At 65.7% G+C, this 18,638-nt stretch carries 16 protein-coding genes; 9 read left to right on the top strand and 7 right to left on the bottom strand.

Annotation, left to right across the window (positions count from 1 at the left end):
- Nucleotides 1-4 precede the first annotated feature (4 nt).
- From HNS34_RS05165 to HNS34_RS05155, 3 genes are read right to left on the bottom strand one after another with little or no spacing between them, the layout of a single operon-like run.
- The gene (locus HNS34_RS05165; protein ID WP_172318703.1) at nt 5-652 is read right to left on the bottom strand and encodes a hypothetical protein; all 648 of its coding nucleotides are present in this window, start codon (nt 650-652) and stop codon (nt 5-7) included.
- A complete protein-coding gene (locus HNS34_RS05160; RefSeq protein WP_172318701.1) occupies nt 645-1,463 on the bottom strand; it encodes an ABC transporter ATP-binding protein in 819 nt (272 codons plus the stop codon). Before HNS34_RS05160 ends, HNS34_RS05165 begins: the two co-directional genes overlap by 8 nt.
- The gene (locus HNS34_RS05155) at nt 1,460-3,436 is read right to left on the bottom strand and encodes an AMP-binding protein (protein WP_235952620.1); all 1,977 of its coding nucleotides are present in this window, start codon (nt 3,434-3,436) and stop codon (nt 1,460-1,462) included. The genes HNS34_RS05160 and HNS34_RS05155 overlap by 4 nt, the downstream gene beginning before the upstream one ends.
- 200 nt (nt 3,437-3,636) lie before the next feature.
- On the opposite strand from HNS34_RS05155, the gene HNS34_RS05150 reads away from it, so the two are divergent.
- Nucleotides 3,637-5,550 (top strand): PAS-domain containing protein, encoded by a 1,914-nt coding sequence (locus HNS34_RS05150; protein WP_172318699.1) that lies wholly within the window; start codon nt 3,637-3,639, stop codon nt 5,548-5,550.
- The gene (locus HNS34_RS05145) at nt 5,547-6,248 is read left to right on the top strand and encodes a response regulator transcription factor (RefSeq protein WP_172318698.1); all 702 of its coding nucleotides are present in this window, start codon (nt 5,547-5,549) and stop codon (nt 6,246-6,248) included. Before HNS34_RS05150 ends, HNS34_RS05145 begins: the two co-directional genes overlap by 4 nt.
- Here the strand turns inward: HNS34_RS05145 and HNS34_RS05140 are convergent.
- Together HNS34_RS05140 and HNS34_RS05135 are read right to left on the bottom strand one after the other, a co-directional pair.
- Nucleotides 6,245-6,700, bottom strand: a complete 456-nt coding sequence (locus HNS34_RS05140; RefSeq protein WP_172318697.1) for a DUF2383 domain-containing protein — start codon at nt 6,698-6,700, stop codon at nt 6,245-6,247. The genes HNS34_RS05145 and HNS34_RS05140 overlap by 4 nt on opposite strands.
- A 65-nt stretch (nt 6,701-6,765) precedes the next feature.
- Nucleotides 6,766-7,965, bottom strand: a complete 1,200-nt coding sequence (locus HNS34_RS05135) for a hydantoinase/carbamoylase family amidase (protein WP_172318696.1) — start codon at nt 7,963-7,965, stop codon at nt 6,766-6,768.
- A gap of 88 nt (nt 7,966-8,053) precedes the next feature.
- Here HNS34_RS05135 and HNS34_RS05130 point away from each other — a divergent pair, with 88 nt between their 5' ends.
- Entirely contained in the window at nt 8,054-8,218 is a 165-nt protein-coding gene (locus HNS34_RS05130; RefSeq protein ID WP_172318695.1) for a hypothetical protein, read from the top strand.
- Nucleotides 8,219-8,221: 3 nt separating this feature from the next.
- On the opposite strand, the gene fdhF is transcribed toward HNS34_RS05130, so the two are convergent.
- The gene (gene fdhF / locus HNS34_RS05125; RefSeq protein WP_172318694.1) at nt 8,222-10,996 is read right to left on the bottom strand and encodes a formate dehydrogenase subunit alpha; all 2,775 of its coding nucleotides are present in this window, start codon (nt 10,994-10,996) and stop codon (nt 8,222-8,224) included.
- Between the two features lie 151 nt (nt 10,997-11,147).
- Between fdhF and HNS34_RS05120 the strand changes: the two genes are divergently transcribed.
- The 3 genes from HNS34_RS05120 to HNS34_RS05110 all read left to right on the top strand — a co-directional run bounded on the left by HNS34_RS05120 (nt 11,148) and on the right by HNS34_RS05110 (nt 14,057).
- Nucleotides 11,148-11,798: a histidine phosphatase family protein gene (locus HNS34_RS05120; RefSeq protein WP_172318693.1), complete on the top strand. Its 651-nt coding sequence runs from the start codon at nt 11,148-11,150 to the stop codon at nt 11,796-11,798.
- Nucleotides 11,799-11,808: 10 nt separating this feature from the next.
- Complete coding sequence (locus HNS34_RS05115; protein ID WP_172318692.1) at nt 11,809-12,852, top strand: saccharopine dehydrogenase; 1,044 nt, start codon at nt 11,809-11,811, stop codon at nt 12,850-12,852.
- A gap of 98 nt (nt 12,853-12,950) precedes the next feature.
- A complete protein-coding gene (locus tag HNS34_RS05110; protein WP_172318691.1) occupies nt 12,951-14,057 on the top strand; it encodes a mandelate racemase/muconate lactonizing enzyme family protein in 1,107 nt (368 codons plus the stop codon).
- On the opposite strand, the gene HNS34_RS05105 is transcribed toward HNS34_RS05110, so the two are convergent.
- A complete protein-coding gene (locus tag HNS34_RS05105; protein ID WP_172318690.1) occupies nt 14,042-14,902 on the bottom strand; it encodes a DUF6282 family protein in 861 nt (286 codons plus the stop codon). The two genes, HNS34_RS05110 and HNS34_RS05105, sit on opposite strands and share 16 nt — an antisense overlap.
- 166 nt (nt 14,903-15,068) lie before the next feature.
- On the opposite strand from HNS34_RS05105, the gene HNS34_RS05100 reads away from it, so the two are divergent.
- From HNS34_RS05100 to HNS34_RS05090, 3 genes are all read left to right on the top strand, one after another.
- Nucleotides 15,069-15,980, top strand: a complete 912-nt coding sequence (locus HNS34_RS05100) for an alpha/beta hydrolase (RefSeq protein WP_172318689.1) — start codon at nt 15,069-15,071, stop codon at nt 15,978-15,980.
- Nucleotides 15,977-16,801 (top strand): IclR family transcriptional regulator, encoded by an 825-nt coding sequence (locus tag HNS34_RS05095; protein WP_172318688.1) that lies wholly within the window; start codon nt 15,977-15,979, stop codon nt 16,799-16,801. The genes HNS34_RS05100 and HNS34_RS05095 overlap by 4 nt, the downstream gene beginning before the upstream one ends.
- A 277-nt stretch (nt 16,802-17,078) precedes the next feature.
- Nucleotides 17,079-18,623 carry an ABC transporter substrate-binding protein gene (locus HNS34_RS05090; protein WP_172318687.1) on the top strand — a complete coding sequence of 515 codons (1,545 nt, stop codon included), beginning with the start codon at nt 17,079-17,081 and terminating at the stop codon, nt 18,621-18,623.
- Nucleotides 18,624-18,638: the final 15 nt, after the last annotated feature.

Below are 18,638 nucleotides of genomic sequence, written 5' to 3'. Positions count from 1 at the left end.
ACGATCATTGAAGTCGCTCCGAACAGGCGAGCGGCACATCGTCAAAGAAAACACTGAAAAAGATCCGGTAGCCTGGCACACCGTCCTGATTGACGTCTTCAAAGATCTCGGCATGAATATTCGTCTGCGGCGCTCCTGGTTGGTCCGGATCGATACAGGGGAAGACCCTACGACTGCCTGCGGACTCGTCATGCGGCATGAAGTTGGGCGCGGCGATCGGGTCGCCATATCCGTCCTCCATCAGCGCGCGCACCTCGTTGGCGGTCGCGGGGGCAAGCGGCGCAAAAAAACTGCAGCGCATCAGAAGGCCCTCGCCGTTATGAAACCTGTACTCCGCCAACCCGCTGCCGCCCTGCGTGGCGGAGTGCAGGGTTACATCCAGACGCACCGCACCGTTGGCGGCATCCGCCGCCAGCCCCGCAATCGCGTGCGGACCAATTATCGGGTTAGCGTTCATGATGATTTCGCGGCAAAAGTTGTAGTCGGCATAGATTCGATGCACCGCCCACTCAGCGGGGGTGTCCTGCGCTGCGACAGACGAGGCCAACACCGAAAAGATCGACGCAACTCCGAAACGCCATGCCGTCTGTACAGGGGGTGCATCGGGGGGTGTACGGGGGGTGTACGCCCGTTTCAGAGGAAATTCAGTCATGCGCCACCCCCAGATAGGCGTCGATAACCTCCTGGTTCTGGCGCACCTCGTCGGGGCTGCCATCGCCGATCTTCTTGCCGTAATCCATCACCACGACACGGTCGGACAGGTCCATGACCACGCCCATATCGTGCTCGATCAGGGCGATGGTGGTGCCGAACTCATCGTTCACGTCGAGGATGAAGCGCGACATGTCTTCCTTCTCCTCCACGTTCATCCCCGCCATCGGTTCATCGAGCAGGAGCAGCTTGGGTTCCGCCACCAGCGCGCGGGCCAGTTCGACCCGCTTCTTCAAGCCATAAGGCAGCCGCCCAACAGGTGTCTTGCGGATCGCCTGGATCTCGAGAAAGTCAATGATTTCCTCGGCTTTGCGGCGATGCTCCACCTCTTCGCGCTGCGCCTTTCCCCACCAGATCGCCTGGTCGAGAAAGCTGGAGCTCATGTGGTTGATCCGCCCGGTCATGATGTTGTCCAGCACGCTCATCCCGTCAAAAAGGGCGATGTTCTGGAAGGTCCGCGCGATGCCCTGCCGGGCGACCTGGTAGGGCTTCATCGCCTTGCGGCGGGCGCCGTGATACCAGACCTCGCCCTCCTGCGGATGGTAGAAGCCCGAGATCACGTTCAGCATCGAGGATTTCCCCGCGCCATTGGGCCCGATAATGGCCCGGATCTCGCCCTCGCGGATGTCGAAGGAGATGTCCTTGATCGCCACAACGCCCCCGAACCGCAGGGTAATATTGCGCATCTCCATCATGACGCCGCCAATCGTGCGCCCGTCCTCGGTGACGGTGCTGGTGCTCATGTCATTCATTCCGCAGCCACCCTCGTATGTGCCGTATCCTCGATCACCGCCGCGTCGCGGATCTGGAGCGTGGCCTTGATCTTGCCCTTGCGGCCATCCTCATAGGTCACTTCGGTCTCGGTGTAGATTTCGTCCGACCCGTCATAGAGCGCGGTGATCAGGTCGTGGAATTTCTCCTCGATGATCTTGCGGCGCACTTTTCTGGTCCGCGTCATCTCGCCGTCATCGGCATCCAGTTCCTTGTGCAGGATCAGGAAGCGGTGGATCTGGCAGCCTGACAGCATCTCGTCATTGGCCAGGGACTTGTTCACCGTCTCGACATGTTCCTGAATGGTGTTCAGAACCCGCGGGTGCTGCGCCAGTTCCTGATACGACCCATAGGCGATATTGTTGCGCTCGGCCCAGTTGCCCACGGCGGTCAGGTCGATATTGATGAAGGCGGTGCAGCGGTTGCGGCCATTGCCGAAAACCACGGCCTCCAGGATGTCGGGGTAGAATTTCAGCTTGTTTTCAACATATTTCGGCGCGAACAGGCTGCCATCGGCCATCTGCCCCACATCCTTGGCGCGGTCGATGATGCGCAGATGCCCGGTCTCTTCCTCGAAGAAGCCCGCATCGCCAGTGGCCACCCACCCTTCCGCGTCCTTGGTATCCGCCGTGCTTTCGGGGTTCTTGTAATACTCCACGAATGTGCCGGGCGAGCGATAGAAGATCTCGCCATTCTCGGCGATCTTGATCTCGACGCCGGGCGACGGCACACCCACGGTATCGGCGCGCACTTCGCCATCGGGCTGCGCGGTGATGAACACGGTCGCCTCGGTCTGGCCGTAGAGCTGTTTCAGGTTGATGCCGAGCGAGCGGTAGAACTCGAAGATCTCCGGCCCAATCGCCTCCCCCGCCGTATAGCCCACGCGCACGCGCGAAAACCCGAGCGTGTTCTTCAACGGGCCGTAGATCAGCTTGTCGCCGATCCAGTACTTGATCCTGTCGCCCATGCTGACCGGCTTGCCGTCCAATATGGCGGGACCGACCTTTTTCGCGTGCGCCATGTACTTGTCGAAAAGGCGCTTCTTGAATTTCCCCGCATCCTCCATGCGGATCATCACATTGGTCAATTGCGTCTCGAACACGCGCGGCGGGGCAAAGTAATAGGTCGGCCCGATCTCGCGCAGGTCGGTCATCATCGTGTCGGCGCTTTCGGGGCAGTTGGTGCAGAACCCCGTCCAATAGGCCTGCCCGATGGAGAAGATGAAATCACCGACCCAGGCCATCGGCAGATAGGCCAGGATGTCTTCGGAGGGACGCAGGTGATCGAACTCCGACGAATTCTTGGCCGTCTCGATCACGTTGCGGTTCGATAGCACCACGCCCTTGGGCTTGCCCGTGGTGCCCGAGGTGTAGAGCATCACGCAGGTGTCGTCATATTCCAGCTTGCCCTCGCGGCGCTCAAGCTCCGGCATCAGCCTCTCGCGCGCGGCGCGGCCCTCGCCCTGGATGTCAGAGAGCGCGTGCAGCGTGGTGTGGTCGTATTTCCGCAATCCGCGCGGATCCTGGTAGATGATGTGCTCGACGCATTTGACCGTCTCCTGCACCTCGATCACCTTGTCGACCTGCTCCTGATCGCCGCAGATGGTAAAGCGCGCGCCGGAATGATCGACGACATAGGCCATCTCCTCAGCGCTGGCATCCTGGTAAAGCGGCACCGGAACCGCGCCGATCTTCATCGCGGCGACCATCGACCAGTAAAGCGCGGGACGGTTGCGGCCGATGATGGCGATATGGTCGCCCTCGGCAGCCCCCAGCGCCAGAAAGCCGAGCGCGATGGACTCGATCTCGACGGCGGCCTCGCGCCAGGTCCAGCTTTGCCAGATCCCGAATTCCTTTTCCCGATAGGCCGGCTTGCTGCCGAACTGCGCGACATTGCGCGCCAGCAATTCCGGCACGGATTGGGGGCGTCCCCGGACCGCGGTCTTCTCAGCCAAATGTCTTCCTCCCCTGACCGGGCTATCCCCGGCACCGTGGTCACGCCTTCCCCTGCGCGACTCACTGCGCGAAACGTGACCTGCACATCTGTCACCGGCAAATTTGTCCTGACTTTTGCGCAATCCTAACGAATTGTAACAGGGCTTGGCGGCGCCCTGCGCGGCGGTGTAGCCATGACAGGCTGACCCGGAGAGAGCACATGGCCAGATCGGACGCCACCGCCCAGATGACCCGCGCCGGGTTGAACCTGATCCAGCAGGCGCTGTCGATCTTCGACAGCAACCTGCGGCTGGCGGTTTGTAACCGGCCCTACCAGACGATGTTCGGACTGCCCCAACATCTTGTCACCCCCGGAGCACCCTTCGACGAAACCATCCGCTACCTCGCCACCACCGGTGAATACGGCGCGGTCGAGGATATTGACGCGTTCGTGCAGGTCCGTGTCGACCAGGCCCGTGATTTCGTGCCGCATTACATGGAACGCACCCGGTCCAACGGGCGCACCATCAGCGTCGAGGGCAGCCCCCTGCCCGGCGGCGGTTGGGTCACGGTCTATACCGACATCACGTCGATCAAGAACCAGGAGGGGCTGTTGCGCGCCCGGTCAGAGGAACTCTCCGACCAGCTTTTGACCCATGCCGAGGAACTGGCCCGCACCAACCGCCAGCTGGAAGCGACCATCGCGCAACTGGAGGAGGCCAAGCGCGGCCTGGCCGAGGCCGAGGCCCGCACCCGCCTGACCACCGAGATGATGCCCGCCCATATCGCCCATATCAGCCGCGACGAGGTCTATCTCTATACCAACAGGCGGCTTTCGACCCTTCTGCCGGGGCGCCGCGCCGACATCACCGGGCTGCATTTCGATGACGCGCTTGGCCCCGCGCTGGCGCGGCGGCTGCGGCCCTTCCTGCACAAGGCGCTGGACGGAAGCGCTTGCGTGTATGAATTCACCGATGCGGATTCGGGCCGTCGCATCCGCACCGCCTTCACCCCCGACACCACCGATGGCGGGGCCTACCTGCTGTCGACCGACGTGACCGAGGAAACCCAGACCCGCGAAGCGCTGGCCCAGACCCACAAGCGGGAACTGGCGGCGCAACTGACCAGCGGGCTGGCGCATGATTTCTCGAACCTGCTGACCATCATCCTCGGGCTGCAAAGCCGCCTGGAAAAGACCCCGCTCAGCGATGCCGCGCGCGAAATGACCGCCGCGACGACCGCCGCCGCGCGCCGGGGTGGCACGTTGCTGGACCGGATCGCGCATATCTCGGGGCCCCGCGAACTGGCCCCCGCGCCGGTCGAGATGCGCCGGTTCTTCGAAAATTTCGCCGCGCTCGCCCGCGCGCCCCTGCCCGACCATATCGACCTCTCCATCACGCAGAGCCTGCCGGAAGAGTTGCTGATGCTCGACGAAGGCTCGCTGCAGGACAGCCTGTTGAACCTGGTCCTCAATGCCCGCGACGCCATCGGGGCAGAGCGCGGCACGATTACCCTCCGCGCCCACAAGGTCCGCGACACCTGGTTCGAGATCGTGGTCGAGGATAGCGGGCCGGGATTTTCCCGCGAGGCGCTTGCCGGCGCGCTGGATCCGTTCTTTACCACCAAGGGACAGGCCGGATCGGGGCTCGGCCTGTCGATGGTGTTCGACATGGCCAAGCTGTCGGGCGGCAATGTCACGCTTGCCAACCACCAGGGCGGCGCGCGCGTCACCCTGCGCCTGCCGCTGCGCCCCGTGCCCGCCGACGCCGCGCAACCCAAGCTGGTGCTGCTGGTGGAAGACATGCCCGCCCTGCGCGTCTCGGTCCGCGAGATGCTGACCGATCAGGGCCACCAGGTGATCGAGGCCGACAATTTCACCGAGGCGCTGACGCTGTCGGACCTGCCCGCCATCGACGCGGTCCTGTCGGATATCAAGCTGCCGGGCCACACCACCGGCGTCGACCTGCTGGAGCGCATCGCGGATCAACGTCCCGACCTGCGGCTGGCGCTGATGACCTCGCTGCCCGAAACGCACCCGTTGCGCGCCCGTGGCGCGGCGCGCTGGCCGGTCTTGTCGAAACCCTTCAACGCCGGGCAGCTACATGCCGTCCTCAGCCAGGAGGTCGCGCCATGACCGCGCCCCTTGTCGCCATCCTGGACGACGAACCCCAGATAAGGCTGATGCTGTCCGAAGCATTGCAGGAGGCCGGATTCCGCACTGCCACCTATGCCCGCGCGACCGAGTTCGAGGCCGCGCTGCAATCCACCACGCCCGATGTCTGCCTGGTCGATCTGGGCCTGCCCGACCGCGACGGGCTGGCGCTGGTGCATCGGCTGGCGCTGGAATCCGGGGCGGCAATCATCATCATTTCAGGCCGCGCACAGGTGCAGGACCGGGTGACCGGGCTGGAACTGGGGGCCGACGATTACATCATCAAGCCCTTCGACCCGGCCGAGGTCGTGGCCCGCGTCCGCGTTCGCCTGCGCGACGCCAGAGCCAAGCCCGCCGAGGCGCAAACCGCCCGTTTCGCGGGCTGGACTGCGCATTTCGACCGCTACGTGCTGGTGGCCGAAAACGGCGACGAGGTCAGCTTTTCCCACGCCGAGGGCGAGGTTCTCCGCCTCTTCCTCGACAGCCCCAAGCGCCTGATTTCACGCCAGCAGATGCAGGAAACGCTTGGCGGTGCGGCGGGCGAAAGCTTCGACCGCGCCATGGATGTCCGCGTCAGCCGGTTGCGCACCAAGCTGCGCGAAGACCCCAAGAACCCGCGCCTGATCAAGACGATCTACGGCGCGGGGTATATTTTTCTGGGGGATGTGACCTGGGGCTAGGCGACGGTATCGCCCTTGCAAATCCGCGAAATCTCGTCGCGCATCTCGACCAGCTCGTCATGTTCCGGCCCGTCGGTGATCTTGCCAAGCGCTTCGCCGAAAGCGTCCATGACCTCCTCTTCGCCGTCGCGGATCGTTTCCATCGAATCGGCGGTGTCATCGTCGAACATCGCCCCGATCTTGCTGAGCGAAGCCGACAGGCTTGAGCCGACCCCGCCGCTGGCATCCGGCTTGCCGCCCTTTTCGGTGATCATGCGGGACAGCTGTTCGGAATGGGCGATATGCTTGGCGATCAGGCTGTCGGCGACGTTCAACGTCGTCCGGTCCAGGTTCTCGCGCACGGTTTGCAGCCGGTCCTTGGCGTGCACGGTATGCGTCAGCACGTTCTGCAATCCGGCGGTATCGACGTTGGGTTCAATATTGGCGGGGGGAATCGGATAGGTATCGACCATTGCGAACTCTCCTCGTGGTTGACGGTCTCTTGCAAGGCAAACGCCCCAGACCGCAGGAGGGTTCCCTACCGTGCCAGCCGCTCTGCCGCCTCCGCCAGCACCGTCAGGCCGGTGACGAGGTCGCCCTCGGCGGTGTTCTCGGCGAAATCGTGGCTGATCCCGCCGATGGAGGGCACGAAGAGCATTCCCACGGGCATCAGCCGCGACACGTTCGACGCATCGTGCAGCGCGCCCGAGGGCATCGACCGCCAGCGCCCCGCCGCGTGGACCTCCGCCGCCTTGCTCAGCGCGGCCTGCATGCCCGCGTCCATCGCCACCGGCACCAGATCGGCGCGCATCTGCCGTGCCGTCACCTCCAGCCCGGTTTCCTCCGCCACTTCATCCAGAACGGCGCGGATCACGTCCTCCATCCGGTCCAGCCGGTCACCGTCGCGGTCGCGCCATTGCAGCGGAAACTCCGCCAGCCCCGGCACGATGGAGGACGCACCGGGATGCACCCGCATATTGCCGATGGTCCAGACGGACTCCGGCGTGACCACATTGGCCATCCGCCCGCGCAGACGCACCGCCACCTCCGCCGCGCCCTGAAACGCGTCGCGCCGCATCGCCATCGGGGTGGTTCCGGCGTGGTTCTGCTGGCCTTTCAGAGTCACCTGCAACTGCCGCGAGCCGACGATCGAGGTCACGACCCCCACCGCCTCGCCCGCCATGTCCAGCACCGGGCCCTGTTCGATATGCATCTCCAGGAAACCGCTAAACCGGGCGGGATCGACGAACTCCTCCGCCATCAGATGCGCCAGCCCCTGACGCGCGGTGCCAAAGCGCACGCCATCCCGGTCGGCATATTGATCGGCCTCCGCCATGCTGACGGTCCCAGACCAGACATCGCTGCCGGTGAGCGCGCCAAAGCGTCCCTCCTCATCCTGGAAGCTGACGAAAGAAATCGGTGGTCCGCCCACCCCTGCCGACGCGCGCGCGATCTCCAGCCCCGCGATGACGCCAAGCGCCCCGTCCAGCCAGCCGCCCTCGGGCTGCGTGTCGCTATGCGAGCCGATCAGCAAGGAGCGCCCCCCGGCCAGCCCGAAGACATTGCCCGCCGGGTCGACATGGGGGGCCAGTCCGGCGGCATTGATCTGGTCGACCAGCCATTCCCGCGCCGCGATATCGGGCGGTGAAAAGGCGCGGCGCACGACGCCGGGGCCGGTCGCGCCAAAACTGCGCAGGTGGTGGAGGTCGGACAGGAAGCGGTCAGGATCTATGTTCATGACCGCCAGATTGCCTCCACCGCGCAGGCGTTGCAATCCCCGCAAGAAAACGGCGCGGGGTCGGGCGGTTTATGCTACCTTGCCCGGCATGGACCCAATAACCCTCGGATTCTACGCGACAGTCTGCGGCGCGCTCAGCATCGCCAGTCCGCGCTTCGGCACCTTCCTGCCGCGCCTGGTGATCGGCGCGGGTGTCGGCATCGTCGCCGCCGCGCTGCTGCCGGTAATCCGGCAGGGCCTCGGGTTCTACTGACCGCTACTCCGCCGCGACCTGGCCCGTCTTCTCGACCCGCACGGCGGCGAATTTGAACTCGGGGATCTTGCCGTAGGGGTCAATCGCCGGATTGGTCAGCACATTGGCCGCCGCCTCGACATAGGCGAAGGGGACGAACACCATATCCTCGGCAATCGCGCGATCGGCCCGCGCCATGATCTCGATCGAGCCGCGCCGCGTGGTCAGGCGGATCATCTCGCCGGGTTCCACCCCCATCAATTTCAGCGTGCGGGGGTTGAGCGAGCAGTTTGCCTCCGGCTCCACCGCGTCCAGCACCTTGGACCGCCGTGTCATCGAGCCCGTGTGCCAATGTTCCAACTGCCGCCCCGTGGTCAGGATCATCGGATATTCGGCATCCGGCGCCTCGTCGGGCGCGATCACACTGGCGGGCGCGAACCGGGCGCGGCCATTTGCGCGCGGGAAACCATCGCCGAATACCACCGCCTGGCCGGGGTCTTCCGGGGAGAGCGAGGGGTAGGTCACGGTCTCTTTCTCCAACCGCTCCCAGGTGATGTTGTCGAGGCTGCCCATGTTCTGCTTCATCTCGGCGAAGACCTGGCTGGGATGGGTAAACGTCCAGTCCAGCCCGATCCGCTGCGCAAGCTCCACGGTCACGGCCCAATCCTCCCGCGCCTCGCCCGGCGGGCTGACGGCGGGGCGCACCATCTGCACCTGCCGGTTGGTGTTGGAAACGGTGCCGCTCTTCTCGTAAAGCGTCGAGGCGGGCAGGATCACATCGGCGAAATTCGCGGTCTCGGTCAGGAAGATGTCCTGCACGACCAGGTGCTCCAGCTTGGCGAAGGCGTCGCGGGCGTGATCGACATCCGGGTCGCTCATCGCCGGGTTCTCGCCCTGGATATACATGCCCTTGATATCGCCCGCATACACCGCGTCGACGATCTCGGTCACGGTCAGGCCCTTTTCGGCCGAGAAATCCTGCGCGCCCCAGACATCGGTGTAGTTCTTGCGGATCCGGTCATCGGTGACGCTCTGGTAATCCGGCAGGAACATCGGGATCAGGCCCGCATCCGACGCGCCTTGCACGTTGTTCTGCCCGCGCAGGGGGTGCAGCCCGGTGCCGGGCCGACCGACATGGCCGCACATCAGCGCCAGTGCGATCAGGCAGCGCGAGTTATCCGTGCCGTGGATATGCTGGCTGACGCCCATCCCCCAGAAGATCATCCCCGCCTTGGCCCGCGCGAAGGTCCGCGCCACGTCGCGGATCACGTCCGGCGCAACGCCACAGATGGCCTCCATCTTCTCGGGGCTGAAATCGGCCAGATGCGCCTTCTCGGCCTCCCAGTTCTCTGTATAGGCTTCGATATATTGCTTGTCGTAAAGCTCCTCCTCCACGATCACGTGCATGATCGCGTTCAGCATCGAGACATCCGCGCCGGGGCGGAATTGCAGCATGTGGCTGGCGAACTTGCGCAGGCCCACGCCGCGCGGATCCATCACGATCAGCTTGCCGCCGCGCTTGGTGAACTGCTTGAAATAGGTCGCGGCAACGGGGTGGTTCTCGACCGGGTTCGCGCCAATGACAATCGCCACATCGGCGTTCTTGATCTCGTTGAACGTGGCCGTGACCGCGCCCGAGCCGACATTCTCGATCAGCGCCGAGACCGAGGACGCATGGCAGAGCCGCGTGCAGTGATCGACATTGTTGTGCCCGAAGCCTTCACGGATGAAGCGCTGGAACAGGTAGGCTTCCTCATTCGTGCATTTGGCGGACCCGAACCCTGCCACGGACCGCCCGCCATGGGTCTCGCGCAACCGGCTGAGGCCCCCGGCGGCGGCCTCCATCGCCTCCTCCCAACTGGCCTCGCGGAAATGCGTCTGCCAGTTGGCGGGGTCCACGTTCAGCCCCTTCGCGGGCGCATCCTCGCGTCGGATCAGCGGCTTGGTCAGGCGGTGCGGATGGTGGATATAGTCGAACCCGAACCGCCCCTTGACGCAGAGCCGCCCTTCATTGGCGGGCCCGTTGATGCCCTCGACATATTTGATGCGGCCATCCTTGACCTTGAGGCTGACCTTGCAGCCGACGCCGCAGAAGGGGCAGACGCTTTCGGTCTCGCTGTCGTAATCGGCCCGGTCACCGACCTGTGCGTCATCCAGCACCGTCGCCTCCATCAGCGCGCCGGTGGGGCAGGCCTGCACGCATTCGCCGCAGGCCACGCAGGTGCTGTCGCCCATCGGGTCGGCCTGATCGAAGACCGGGTAGGCATCATGCCCGCGCCCCGCCATACCGATCACATCGTTGACCTGCACCTCGCGGCAGGCCCGAACGCAGAGCCCGCATTGGATGCAGGCATCCAGGTTCACGCGCATCGCGACATGGCTGTCATCGAGGATCGGAATCCGGTCGGCCTCCAGTGTCGGCAACCGGCTTGTCCTGACGCCGCACAACGCGGCCATGTCCCAGAGGTGGCTCGATTTGTCATGCGCCGCGTCACGCTCGGGCTGGTCGGCAAGCAGCATCTCCATCACCATTCTGCGCGCGGATTTCGCACGGCCCGAATTGGTCGTCACCACCATCCCCTCGGACGGTTCGCGGATGCACGAGGCCGCCAGCACCCGCTCGCCCTCGATCTCGACCATGCAGGCGCGGCAATTGCCGTCGGGGCGATAGCCGGGCTGCGGCTTGTGGCACAGATGCGGGATGACCAGACCCCGGCCGTTCGCCACCTCCCAGATGGTCATGCCCTTCTCGGCCGTGACCTCTTCGCCATCGAGCTGGAAACGGATTGCGTCGGACATGTGAAGGGGCCTCCCGGTTGCTTGGCCCCATTCTATGCCAAAGCGCGGGCAGCGAAAGACCCCCATGCGCGACGGCCCCGCGCGTTTTTCCGTCATCGTGCCTTTTCCCCGCGCTGCCAAACGCCTAGACCATCGGCGAAGGAGAGCCCGCATGTCCCAGATCACCCTTGTCCGCCACGGCCAGGCCAATACCGCAGCCCGAGACGAGGTCAGCTATGACCAGCTCAGCGAACTTGGCGCGCGGCAGGCGGGTTGGCTCGGCGCGCATCTGGGCGACGCCGGTGAGGTCTTTGCGCATAGCTATCGCGGCGGGCTGCACCGACACCGGCAGACGGCTGACGCGATGGGGATCGAGGGGGCAGAGACCGATGCCCGATTCGACGAGATGGAGTTCTTCACCATCGCGCATCTGTTCGAGGCGCAGCACGGGGTCGCCATCCCGGACACGCGCGAGGATTTCGTGCAGTTCATGCCCCGGATGCTGGCCGCGTGGCAGGCCCATGAGATCGCCGATACGCCCGAAAGCTTCGCCGATTTCGAAACCCGCGTCGGCGCGGGCCTGCGTGACCTGATGCAGAATGACGGGCGCAGCATCGTGATCACCTCGGGCGGCGTCATCGGCATGGCGATGCGGATCACGCTGGGCCTGTCGCTGGAGGCCATGGCGCGGGTGTGTCTCGCGATCGAGAACACCTCGCTCAGCCGCTGGTTGCCGCTCGAAGGGCACCTCGCCCTGACCCAGTTCAACGCGCTACCCCATCTGGAAGGCCCCGACCGCCAGTTTGCCCGCACCCATCTGTGAAAGGACCGACATGACCCATCTGTGGATCCGCGCCGAACAACGCGAGAACGAGCAACGCTGCGGCGTCACACCGGATGGGGTTCGCGCGCTGATCGCCAAGGGCCTCCGCGTGACGATGGAAGACAGCTCCACCCGCGCCGCCGGTTTGACGGGCTATGCCGCGGCGGGGGCCGAGACCGCGCCGGAGAACGCCTGGCCCGATGCGCCCGAGGACGCGATCATCTTCGGGCTGAAGGAACTGCCCGAGGACGGCACGCCCCTCAAACATCGCCACATCATGTTCGGCCATGCCTTCAAGGGCCAGCATTCGGGCCGTATCCTGCTGGACCGGTTCAAGGCGGGGGGCGGCACGCTCTACGATCTGGAATACCTGATCGACGAGGAGGGCCGCCGCGTTGCCGCCTTCGGCTATTGGGCCGGGTTCGCGGGGGCTGCGGTCTCGCTGATGGCCTGGACGGCGCAGAGACGCGGAGAGATTTGCGGCTCCGTCGCGCCCTATGCCAGCAAGGATGCGCTTCTCGCCAGCCTGGGCGATGAGCTGCGCAGCAGCGAGGAGCGGCCCGCCGCCCTCGTCATCGGCGCGCTGGGTCGGGTCGGATCGGGGGCCGCCGACCTCTGCAAGGCGATGGACCTGCCCGTCACCCGCTGGGACATGGCCGAAACCGCGTCGGGCGGACCCTTCCCCGAGATCCTCGCCCATGACATCTTCCTCAACTGCATCTTCGCGCGCCCCGGTACGCCGGTCTTTGTCCCGCGTGTGGCGCTCAGCCAATCCCGCACGCTGTCCGTCATCGGCGATGTCGCCTGCGACCCCGACAGCGATTACAACCCGGTCCCGGTCTATTCCAGCGCCACGACATGGGCCGCCCCCGCCCTGCGCGTGGCAAGGGATCCGGTGCTGGATGTCATGGCCATCGACAACCTGCCCTCGCTGCTGCCGGTCGAAAGCAGCCAGGACTTCGCCGCGCAATTGCTGCCGTCGCTGCTGACGCTGGACGATCTCGATGCGGGCGTCTGGGGCCGGGCCAAGGCGGTGTTCGACCGGCACATCTAGGTGCCCCAAAGCTTCAACTATTGCATCAGGTGAAATTCTATTGCACTAAGTGAAATGCCGACGATCAGTCGCGCTTACGCAATACGGGATCCCTGACAATGATCATCGAGGCCGTTACCGTCACCCCAATGCGCGTCCCGCTGGAGCGCGCCTTCCGGGCCGCGACCTTCACCATCGACGTGCGCTGCACCCTCGTGGTGCGGATCGAAACCGACGCGGGCGCGGTGGGCGAGGTCTTCATCGGCGATATCCGCGATCACCAGGGCGAGGTCGTGAAGATCATCCGCGACGACATCGCCCCGCGCCTCATCGGGCTGGACGCGACCCGGCTGGGCCCGTGCTACGCCGCGATGATCGGCCTCTCCAGCGGCGTGCATCACCGGGTGCGCGTGATGGAGGCTATCTCGGCCGTCGATACGGCACTTTGGGATCTGTTCGGCAAGATCACCGGCCTGCCCGTGCATCGCCTTCTGGGCGGCGCGCAGGACCGGGTCCGCGCCGTAGTCAGTTGCGGCTACATGGGCGGGGCCGACGATACCGGCGCGCTGACCGAAGAAGCGGCCGAGCGCCGGGACGAGGGCTATGGCGGCGTCAAGATCAAGGTGGGCTTCTCCGAACCGCATGTGGACGCCGCCCGCGCCCGCGCCGTGCGCGACGCCATCGGCCCGGATCTCGTGCTGATCTGCGACGCCAACCAGGGCTGGGACCGGTATCAGGCCAGCGAATTCGCCCGCTCCGTGGCCGAACTGAACGTCGACTGGATCGAGGAGCCGACCCATTGGCGCGACTATGCCGCCGGAATGGCCCATGTCCGGCAGGCGACAGGGCAACAGGTCGGCGCAGGCCAGAACGAGATGTCGTCCGAGGGCTGCCGCGACCTGATCGCGGCTGGCGCGGTGGATGTGCTGAATTTCGACAGCTCGCTGGGTGGCGGCGTTTCCGAATGGGTGCGCGCGGCGACTCTGGCCGAGGCGCATGAGGTGCGCATCGCCCATCACGAGGAACCGCTGGTCTCGATGCACCTTCTGGGGGCCAAGGCGCGCGGACTCTATGCCGAGTATTTTTCGGACGCACGCGACCCGCTGACACCGCGCATCGCGCCCGAGCAACCGCCCGTGACGGACGGCCATGTTACGGTGCCGCAATCCGCCGGTTTCGGCATCACGCTGGACCGGGACTACATCGCCCGCTACGCCGTGGACTGATGGACCAGGTGCGCGGGGATCTCGGTCAGCGCATGCCGAAGATCGGCGGCGGGAATACCTTGCCCCGCCAGTGCCCCGGCCAATTGCGCCAGCCCCTCCCACGGCAGCGGGTAGCGCGTGTCGCCCAGGTCAGAGGACAGCAGCGCGCGACCGCCACACAGCCTGAACACCTCCGCCGCGCGCCCCAGTTTGGCCGGGTCGATACGGGCGCGGTCGTCCCCGAAGACATTGCGGGCGCAGATCTCCACATGCGCGCCAAGCTCCAGGCACTCTTGCAGCAGGTCATCGCCCATATCGGTGATCGGCGCGGTGGCATGGGTCACCAGCAGGCGGCGCACCCCTGCCGCCTTGGCCAGCCGGAAGACGGCAACCGTCTCGGCGGGGTGCAGATGACCGCTGGCCAGGACCAGGTCATGCCGCGCAATCGCCTCCAGCACCTCCGTAAGCCCCTCGGCGGGGGCAGAGCCATCCAGAACCGGAACCGCCGCGCGGCCCGTGCCCTTGCGGGCGATGTCATGCGCCGCGTCCCGTGTCGGCATCCAGACGATCCGCGCGGTGTCCGGCGTGGCACTGGCAAAGGCCGCGATGGCCCGCGGGTTCAGCCCGCCAATGGCGCGGTTCAGGACCAGCCCGCCGATCATCCCCGCCCCGGTCGCGGCCCCGGCCATGGCGGCGCGGCCTCCCGTGGGCTCGCTATGGGATTTCAGCGCCGCGCCCTGCCACCCCAGATCCACACAGGCGCGGGCCAGCGACAGGTCGTTGACGCTGCGCGGCTTGATATCGGGGGCGGCGTGGACATGCAGGTCCAGCGTGCCCGGCGGCAGGGCGGTCTCGGGCGGGGTCATGTCTGGGCCATTGAAAGGGTCATGCGCCCATGTCGCCCGAAACCCGCCGCAAGCGCAATCGCGCACCTGCAATTGCGCCCCGGTTCCGAAATGACTAAAGACGACGGCCAGATGGATGCTGCCGATGCGGCCCGACCAAGCCGCCGTGCGAAGGAGCGTTGCGACAATGCCTGACAAGCGCAAGCGCCTCGATCCGTTCAGCGGCCCAAGCGAGGAACGCATCGTCTATACCCGGACCGAGGACAATCTGGACCTGCGCGGCGCGTTGATCAGGGCGGCGGGCGATCAAGGCAAGCCCCGGCTTCTGATCCTGTGGGTCCATACGCGGCAACAGAATTTCGCCGAGAAGGAGTATATCGAGATCGGCCGCCGCGTCGTGCGCCCCGGCTGCGCCTTCCTCAGTGTCGATACGCGCGGCCATGATTTCGGAAGCTGGTTCCGGGGCGAGCAACGCCCGGTCCTGCATGGCAGCGCGTGGGAGCTGTTCACCGACTGCATTTTCGACCTCGACGCCTGGGTGGAATGGGCGCGATCGGCGGGCTACACTTCGATCTTCCTGGTCGGTTACGGATTTGGCGGCGCCAAGGTGGTGCATTACCAGGCACAACAGCAACGCCCCGAGGTCGTGGCGCTGGGGCTGGCCTCCTCGGGGGCGGCGGTGCGCGACAAGTTCACCGACGAGGGGCGCGAACTGGCACGCCGGATGGTGGCCGAGGGGCGCGGGCGCGACCTGATGCCCTGGGGCACCGGCGGCGACACCTATGACAGCACGGTCAGCGCGGAATGGTACATGGCACGGGCCGAGATGAACCGCGAGGTCTATGGCGATGGCCGGACACCGCCGGCCATTGCGCGGGTCCGGGTGCCGATCTTCGCCTGGTACGGCACCCGCGAGGAGCGCCCGATGCGCGAAGTCTCCACCTTCCTGGAGCGCCTGCGGCGCGACGCCATCGCAACGCCCGCCTTCGACGGCAAGATGGTGCCCGGTCTGGGCTATTTCTACCAGGGCCATGAGGACAAGATCGTGGCCGTGCTGAACGCGGCGCTTGCGCGGCTCGGGCTGGGGCAACCGGCATGAGCAAGCCGCGCAAGACCGCCCCCACGCCGACCCGCGCCCTGGATCGTGGCCTGCATGTGCTGGAGGTCGTGGCCAACCGGCCCGGCCAGACCCTGGCCGAGATTTCCACCGCCTGCGACCTGTCGCCCGCGACCGCGCTGCGCATTCTCGAAACCCTGCGGGGCCGCGATTTCCTGATCCGCAACGACGAGACCAAGACCTACGGCATCGGCCTGCGCGCGCTGGAGGTCGGTTCGCGGTTCCTGGCCGATACCGGCCTGCGGGAGACCGCGCAAGGCAGCCTGGCAGCGCTGGCCACGGAAACCGGGCTGACCGCGACGCTGGCTGTGTTGCAGGACGGCGATGTCGTCTATCTCGACGTGTTCGAGGGCACCGGGTCGCTGCGCTCGGCGGCGCGGATCGGCGGGCGGGCCCCGATCCATGCCACGGCGGCGGGAAAGATCCTGCTGGCCTGGCACTGGTCCGCGGGGCTGGATGACGCGCTGGGCCGGATCGACTTTGCGGCCCTGACCCCCAACACCATCACCGATGCCGACAGGTTCCGCGCCGAGCTGGAGCAGGTGCGCACGGCTGGCCTGGCCTTCGACCGGCAGGAACGCGACGTCGATATCTGCTGCATCTCGGCCCCGATCCGCAAACGCACCGGCGAGGTGATCGGCGCGCTCGGGCTACAGGGTCCAGCGCGCAGTGTCGCCGACCGCGAGGATCACCTTTGCACCGTTCTGGCGGCAGCCGCGGTGCATGTGTCCAGCCGCCTTGGCTATCGCGGCCCCCGGCGCGATCCAGGCGGCAACGACACGGCAAGCACCCTCATCGACTGACCCGATTCGCATCGTTTCGGTCCCGCGCCCGGCATTCCTTTTGCGGGGAGCATCCTTTCGCACGCGCAGCAACGGCTTGATATTGGATATATTTCTCTTGTAATTTCATCTAATGAAATACTATTTCGCTTGTTGACATATGGACAGACTCCCCTAACCTGTTCCCATCGCATTCCGCGATCCCAGGGAGGGGATCGACGTTTGCCATGGTTTTTCGCCCTGCGGCGAAGCCTGACAGCGGCACCGGTTCTCGGGAAAACTCGAAGGAGGAGTTCGAATGTCATTTGCCGAGCGCATCAGCCAGATGGGGGACCGACTGGGGACACCGGTTCTGGCCGCCGCCATCATCGCCGTCTCGATGGGTGTCGCCCCCGTGGCCGCACAACCCGCCGAGGGCGAGATCGTTATCGTCCAGTCGTCGGAACCGCCCAATATCGACCCCGGCAATTTCGACTACAGCCAGACCGGCCCGATCCTGCGTCAGAACGTGATCGAGACGCTGACCCTGCTGGACCTCTCCGACAGCTCTCTGCAGCCCCGGCTCGCCACCGCGTGGGAGCAGGTGGACGACACCACCTATCGCTACACGCTGCGCGAGGGCGTCACCTTCCATGACGGCGCGCCCTTCAACGCCGATGCCGTCGTCTACTCGGTCGAGCGCCTGTTCAATACCGACCTCGAGCAGATCGCCCGGAACAAGTACTGGGATCACATGACCTTCACCGCCGAGGCGATCGACGAGTTTACCGTCGAATTCTCGCTCAGCCAGGCCGAGCCGGTCTTCGACACCCGCCTCAGCCAGGTGCCGATCGTCTCGCCCAACACGCCGTTCGACGCGCTGACCCGCGCACCTGTCGGCACCGGCCCCTACACGCTGGCCGAATGGCAGGCCGGGGTGCAGATCGTGCTGGAACGCAACCCCGATTACTGGGGCGACCAGCCCGAGGTCGAGCGCGCAACCTTCGTGTTCCGCGGCGAAGGCTCGGTCCGCGCCAGCATGGTCGAGGTCGGCGAGGCCGATTTCACCTTCTCGGTGCCCGAGGAACTGGCAACCACCGGCATGGACGTCGCCTATCAGAACTTCGAGACGATCTATTTCATCCTCGGCGCATGGGAGGCTCCGCTGGATGACCTGCGCGTGCGCATGGCCGTGAACCTCGCCATCGACCGCGAGGCGCTGCTCGGCACCATCCTGCCCGCCGAAACCGTTCTGGGCACCGCCATCATCGGCCCGTCGATCAGCGGCTCGAACCCCGATCTGGTTCCGCACCCCTATGACCCGGACCGGGTGACCGAGCTTCTGGAAGAGGCGCGCGCCGACGGTGTCGACGTGGATCGCGAGATCACCGTAATGTATATCAACGACCGGTTCCCCGGCTCGAACGAGTTGGTCGAGGCGATGGCGCTGATGTTGCAGGCTGCAGGCTTCAACGCCCGGATGGAGCTGGTCGAATCCGGCGTCTATCGTGAATACCGCGATGAACCCCGCGGCGAAGATCGTGCCGTGATCCTGCTGTCGCGCCATGACAACGACAAGGGCGATGCCGGCTTTTCGCTGACCCGCCACCTCTGCGACTCGAACCGCAACCCGATCTGCCTGCCCGAACTGGACGAGATGATCCAGACCGCGCTGGCCACCCCGCAGGGCCCGGAACGCGAAGCCGCCTGGCAGGAGGTCGTGCGCTTCATGCACGAGGATGTCCAGGTCGACGCCGTGATCGGCCACCAGGTCGCCTTTGCCCGGATCGGGCCCAGGATCAGCTATGATGTGTCGGGCAAGAACCCGTCCACCTTCCTGATCGAGGAAGTGACCTTCAACTGATCGCACCACCGGCAG

Source organism: Alterinioella nitratireducens (assembly GCF_013155465.1).
Classification (GTDB): Bacteria; Pseudomonadota; Alphaproteobacteria; order Rhodobacterales; family Rhodobacteraceae; genus Alterinioella; species Alterinioella nitratireducens.
The sequence above is the reverse complement of the archived record's forward strand: the minus strand, read 5'-3'. Positions and strand labels throughout refer to the sequence as shown.

Excerpts from the sequence above, each read along its gene's own strand:
- HNS34_RS05165 (WP_172318703.1), bottom strand. The coding sequence starts at position 652 with ATGACTGAATTTCCTCTGAAACGGGCGTACACCCCCCGTACACCCCCC.
- HNS34_RS05160 (WP_172318701.1), bottom strand. The coding sequence starts at position 1,463 with ATGAATGACATGAGCACCAGCACCGTCACCGAGGACGGGCGCACGATT.
- HNS34_RS05150 (WP_172318699.1), top strand. The coding sequence starts at position 3,637 with ATGGCCAGATCGGACGCCACCGCCCAGATGACCCGCGCCGGGTTGAAC.
- HNS34_RS05145 (WP_172318698.1), top strand. The coding sequence starts at position 5,547 with ATGACCGCGCCCCTTGTCGCCATCCTGGACGACGAACCCCAGATAAGG.
- HNS34_RS05140 (WP_172318697.1), bottom strand. The coding sequence starts at position 6,700 with ATGGTCGATACCTATCCGATTCCCCCCGCCAATATTGAACCCAACGTC.
- HNS34_RS05135 (WP_172318696.1), bottom strand. The coding sequence starts at position 7,965 with ATGAACATAGATCCTGACCGCTTCCTGTCCGACCTCCACCACCTGCGC.
- HNS34_RS05130 (WP_172318695.1), top strand. The coding sequence starts at position 8,054 with ATGGACCCAATAACCCTCGGATTCTACGCGACAGTCTGCGGCGCGCTC.
- fdhF (WP_172318694.1), bottom strand. The coding sequence starts at position 10,996 with ATGTCCGACGCAATCCGTTTCCAGCTCGATGGCGAAGAGGTCACGGCC.
- HNS34_RS05120 (WP_172318693.1), top strand. The coding sequence starts at position 11,148 with ATGTCCCAGATCACCCTTGTCCGCCACGGCCAGGCCAATACCGCAGCC.
- HNS34_RS05115 (WP_172318692.1), top strand. The coding sequence starts at position 11,809 with ATGACCCATCTGTGGATCCGCGCCGAACAACGCGAGAACGAGCAACGC.
- HNS34_RS05110 (WP_172318691.1), top strand. The coding sequence starts at position 12,951 with ATGATCATCGAGGCCGTTACCGTCACCCCAATGCGCGTCCCGCTGGAG.
- HNS34_RS05105 (WP_172318690.1), bottom strand. The coding sequence starts at position 14,902 with ATGACCCCGCCCGAGACCGCCCTGCCGCCGGGCACGCTGGACCTGCAT.
- HNS34_RS05100 (WP_172318689.1), top strand. The coding sequence starts at position 15,069 with ATGCCTGACAAGCGCAAGCGCCTCGATCCGTTCAGCGGCCCAAGCGAG.
- HNS34_RS05095 (WP_172318688.1), top strand. The coding sequence starts at position 15,977 with ATGAGCAAGCCGCGCAAGACCGCCCCCACGCCGACCCGCGCCCTGGAT.
- HNS34_RS05090 (WP_172318687.1), top strand. The coding sequence starts at position 17,079 with ATGTCATTTGCCGAGCGCATCAGCCAGATGGGGGACCGACTGGGGACA.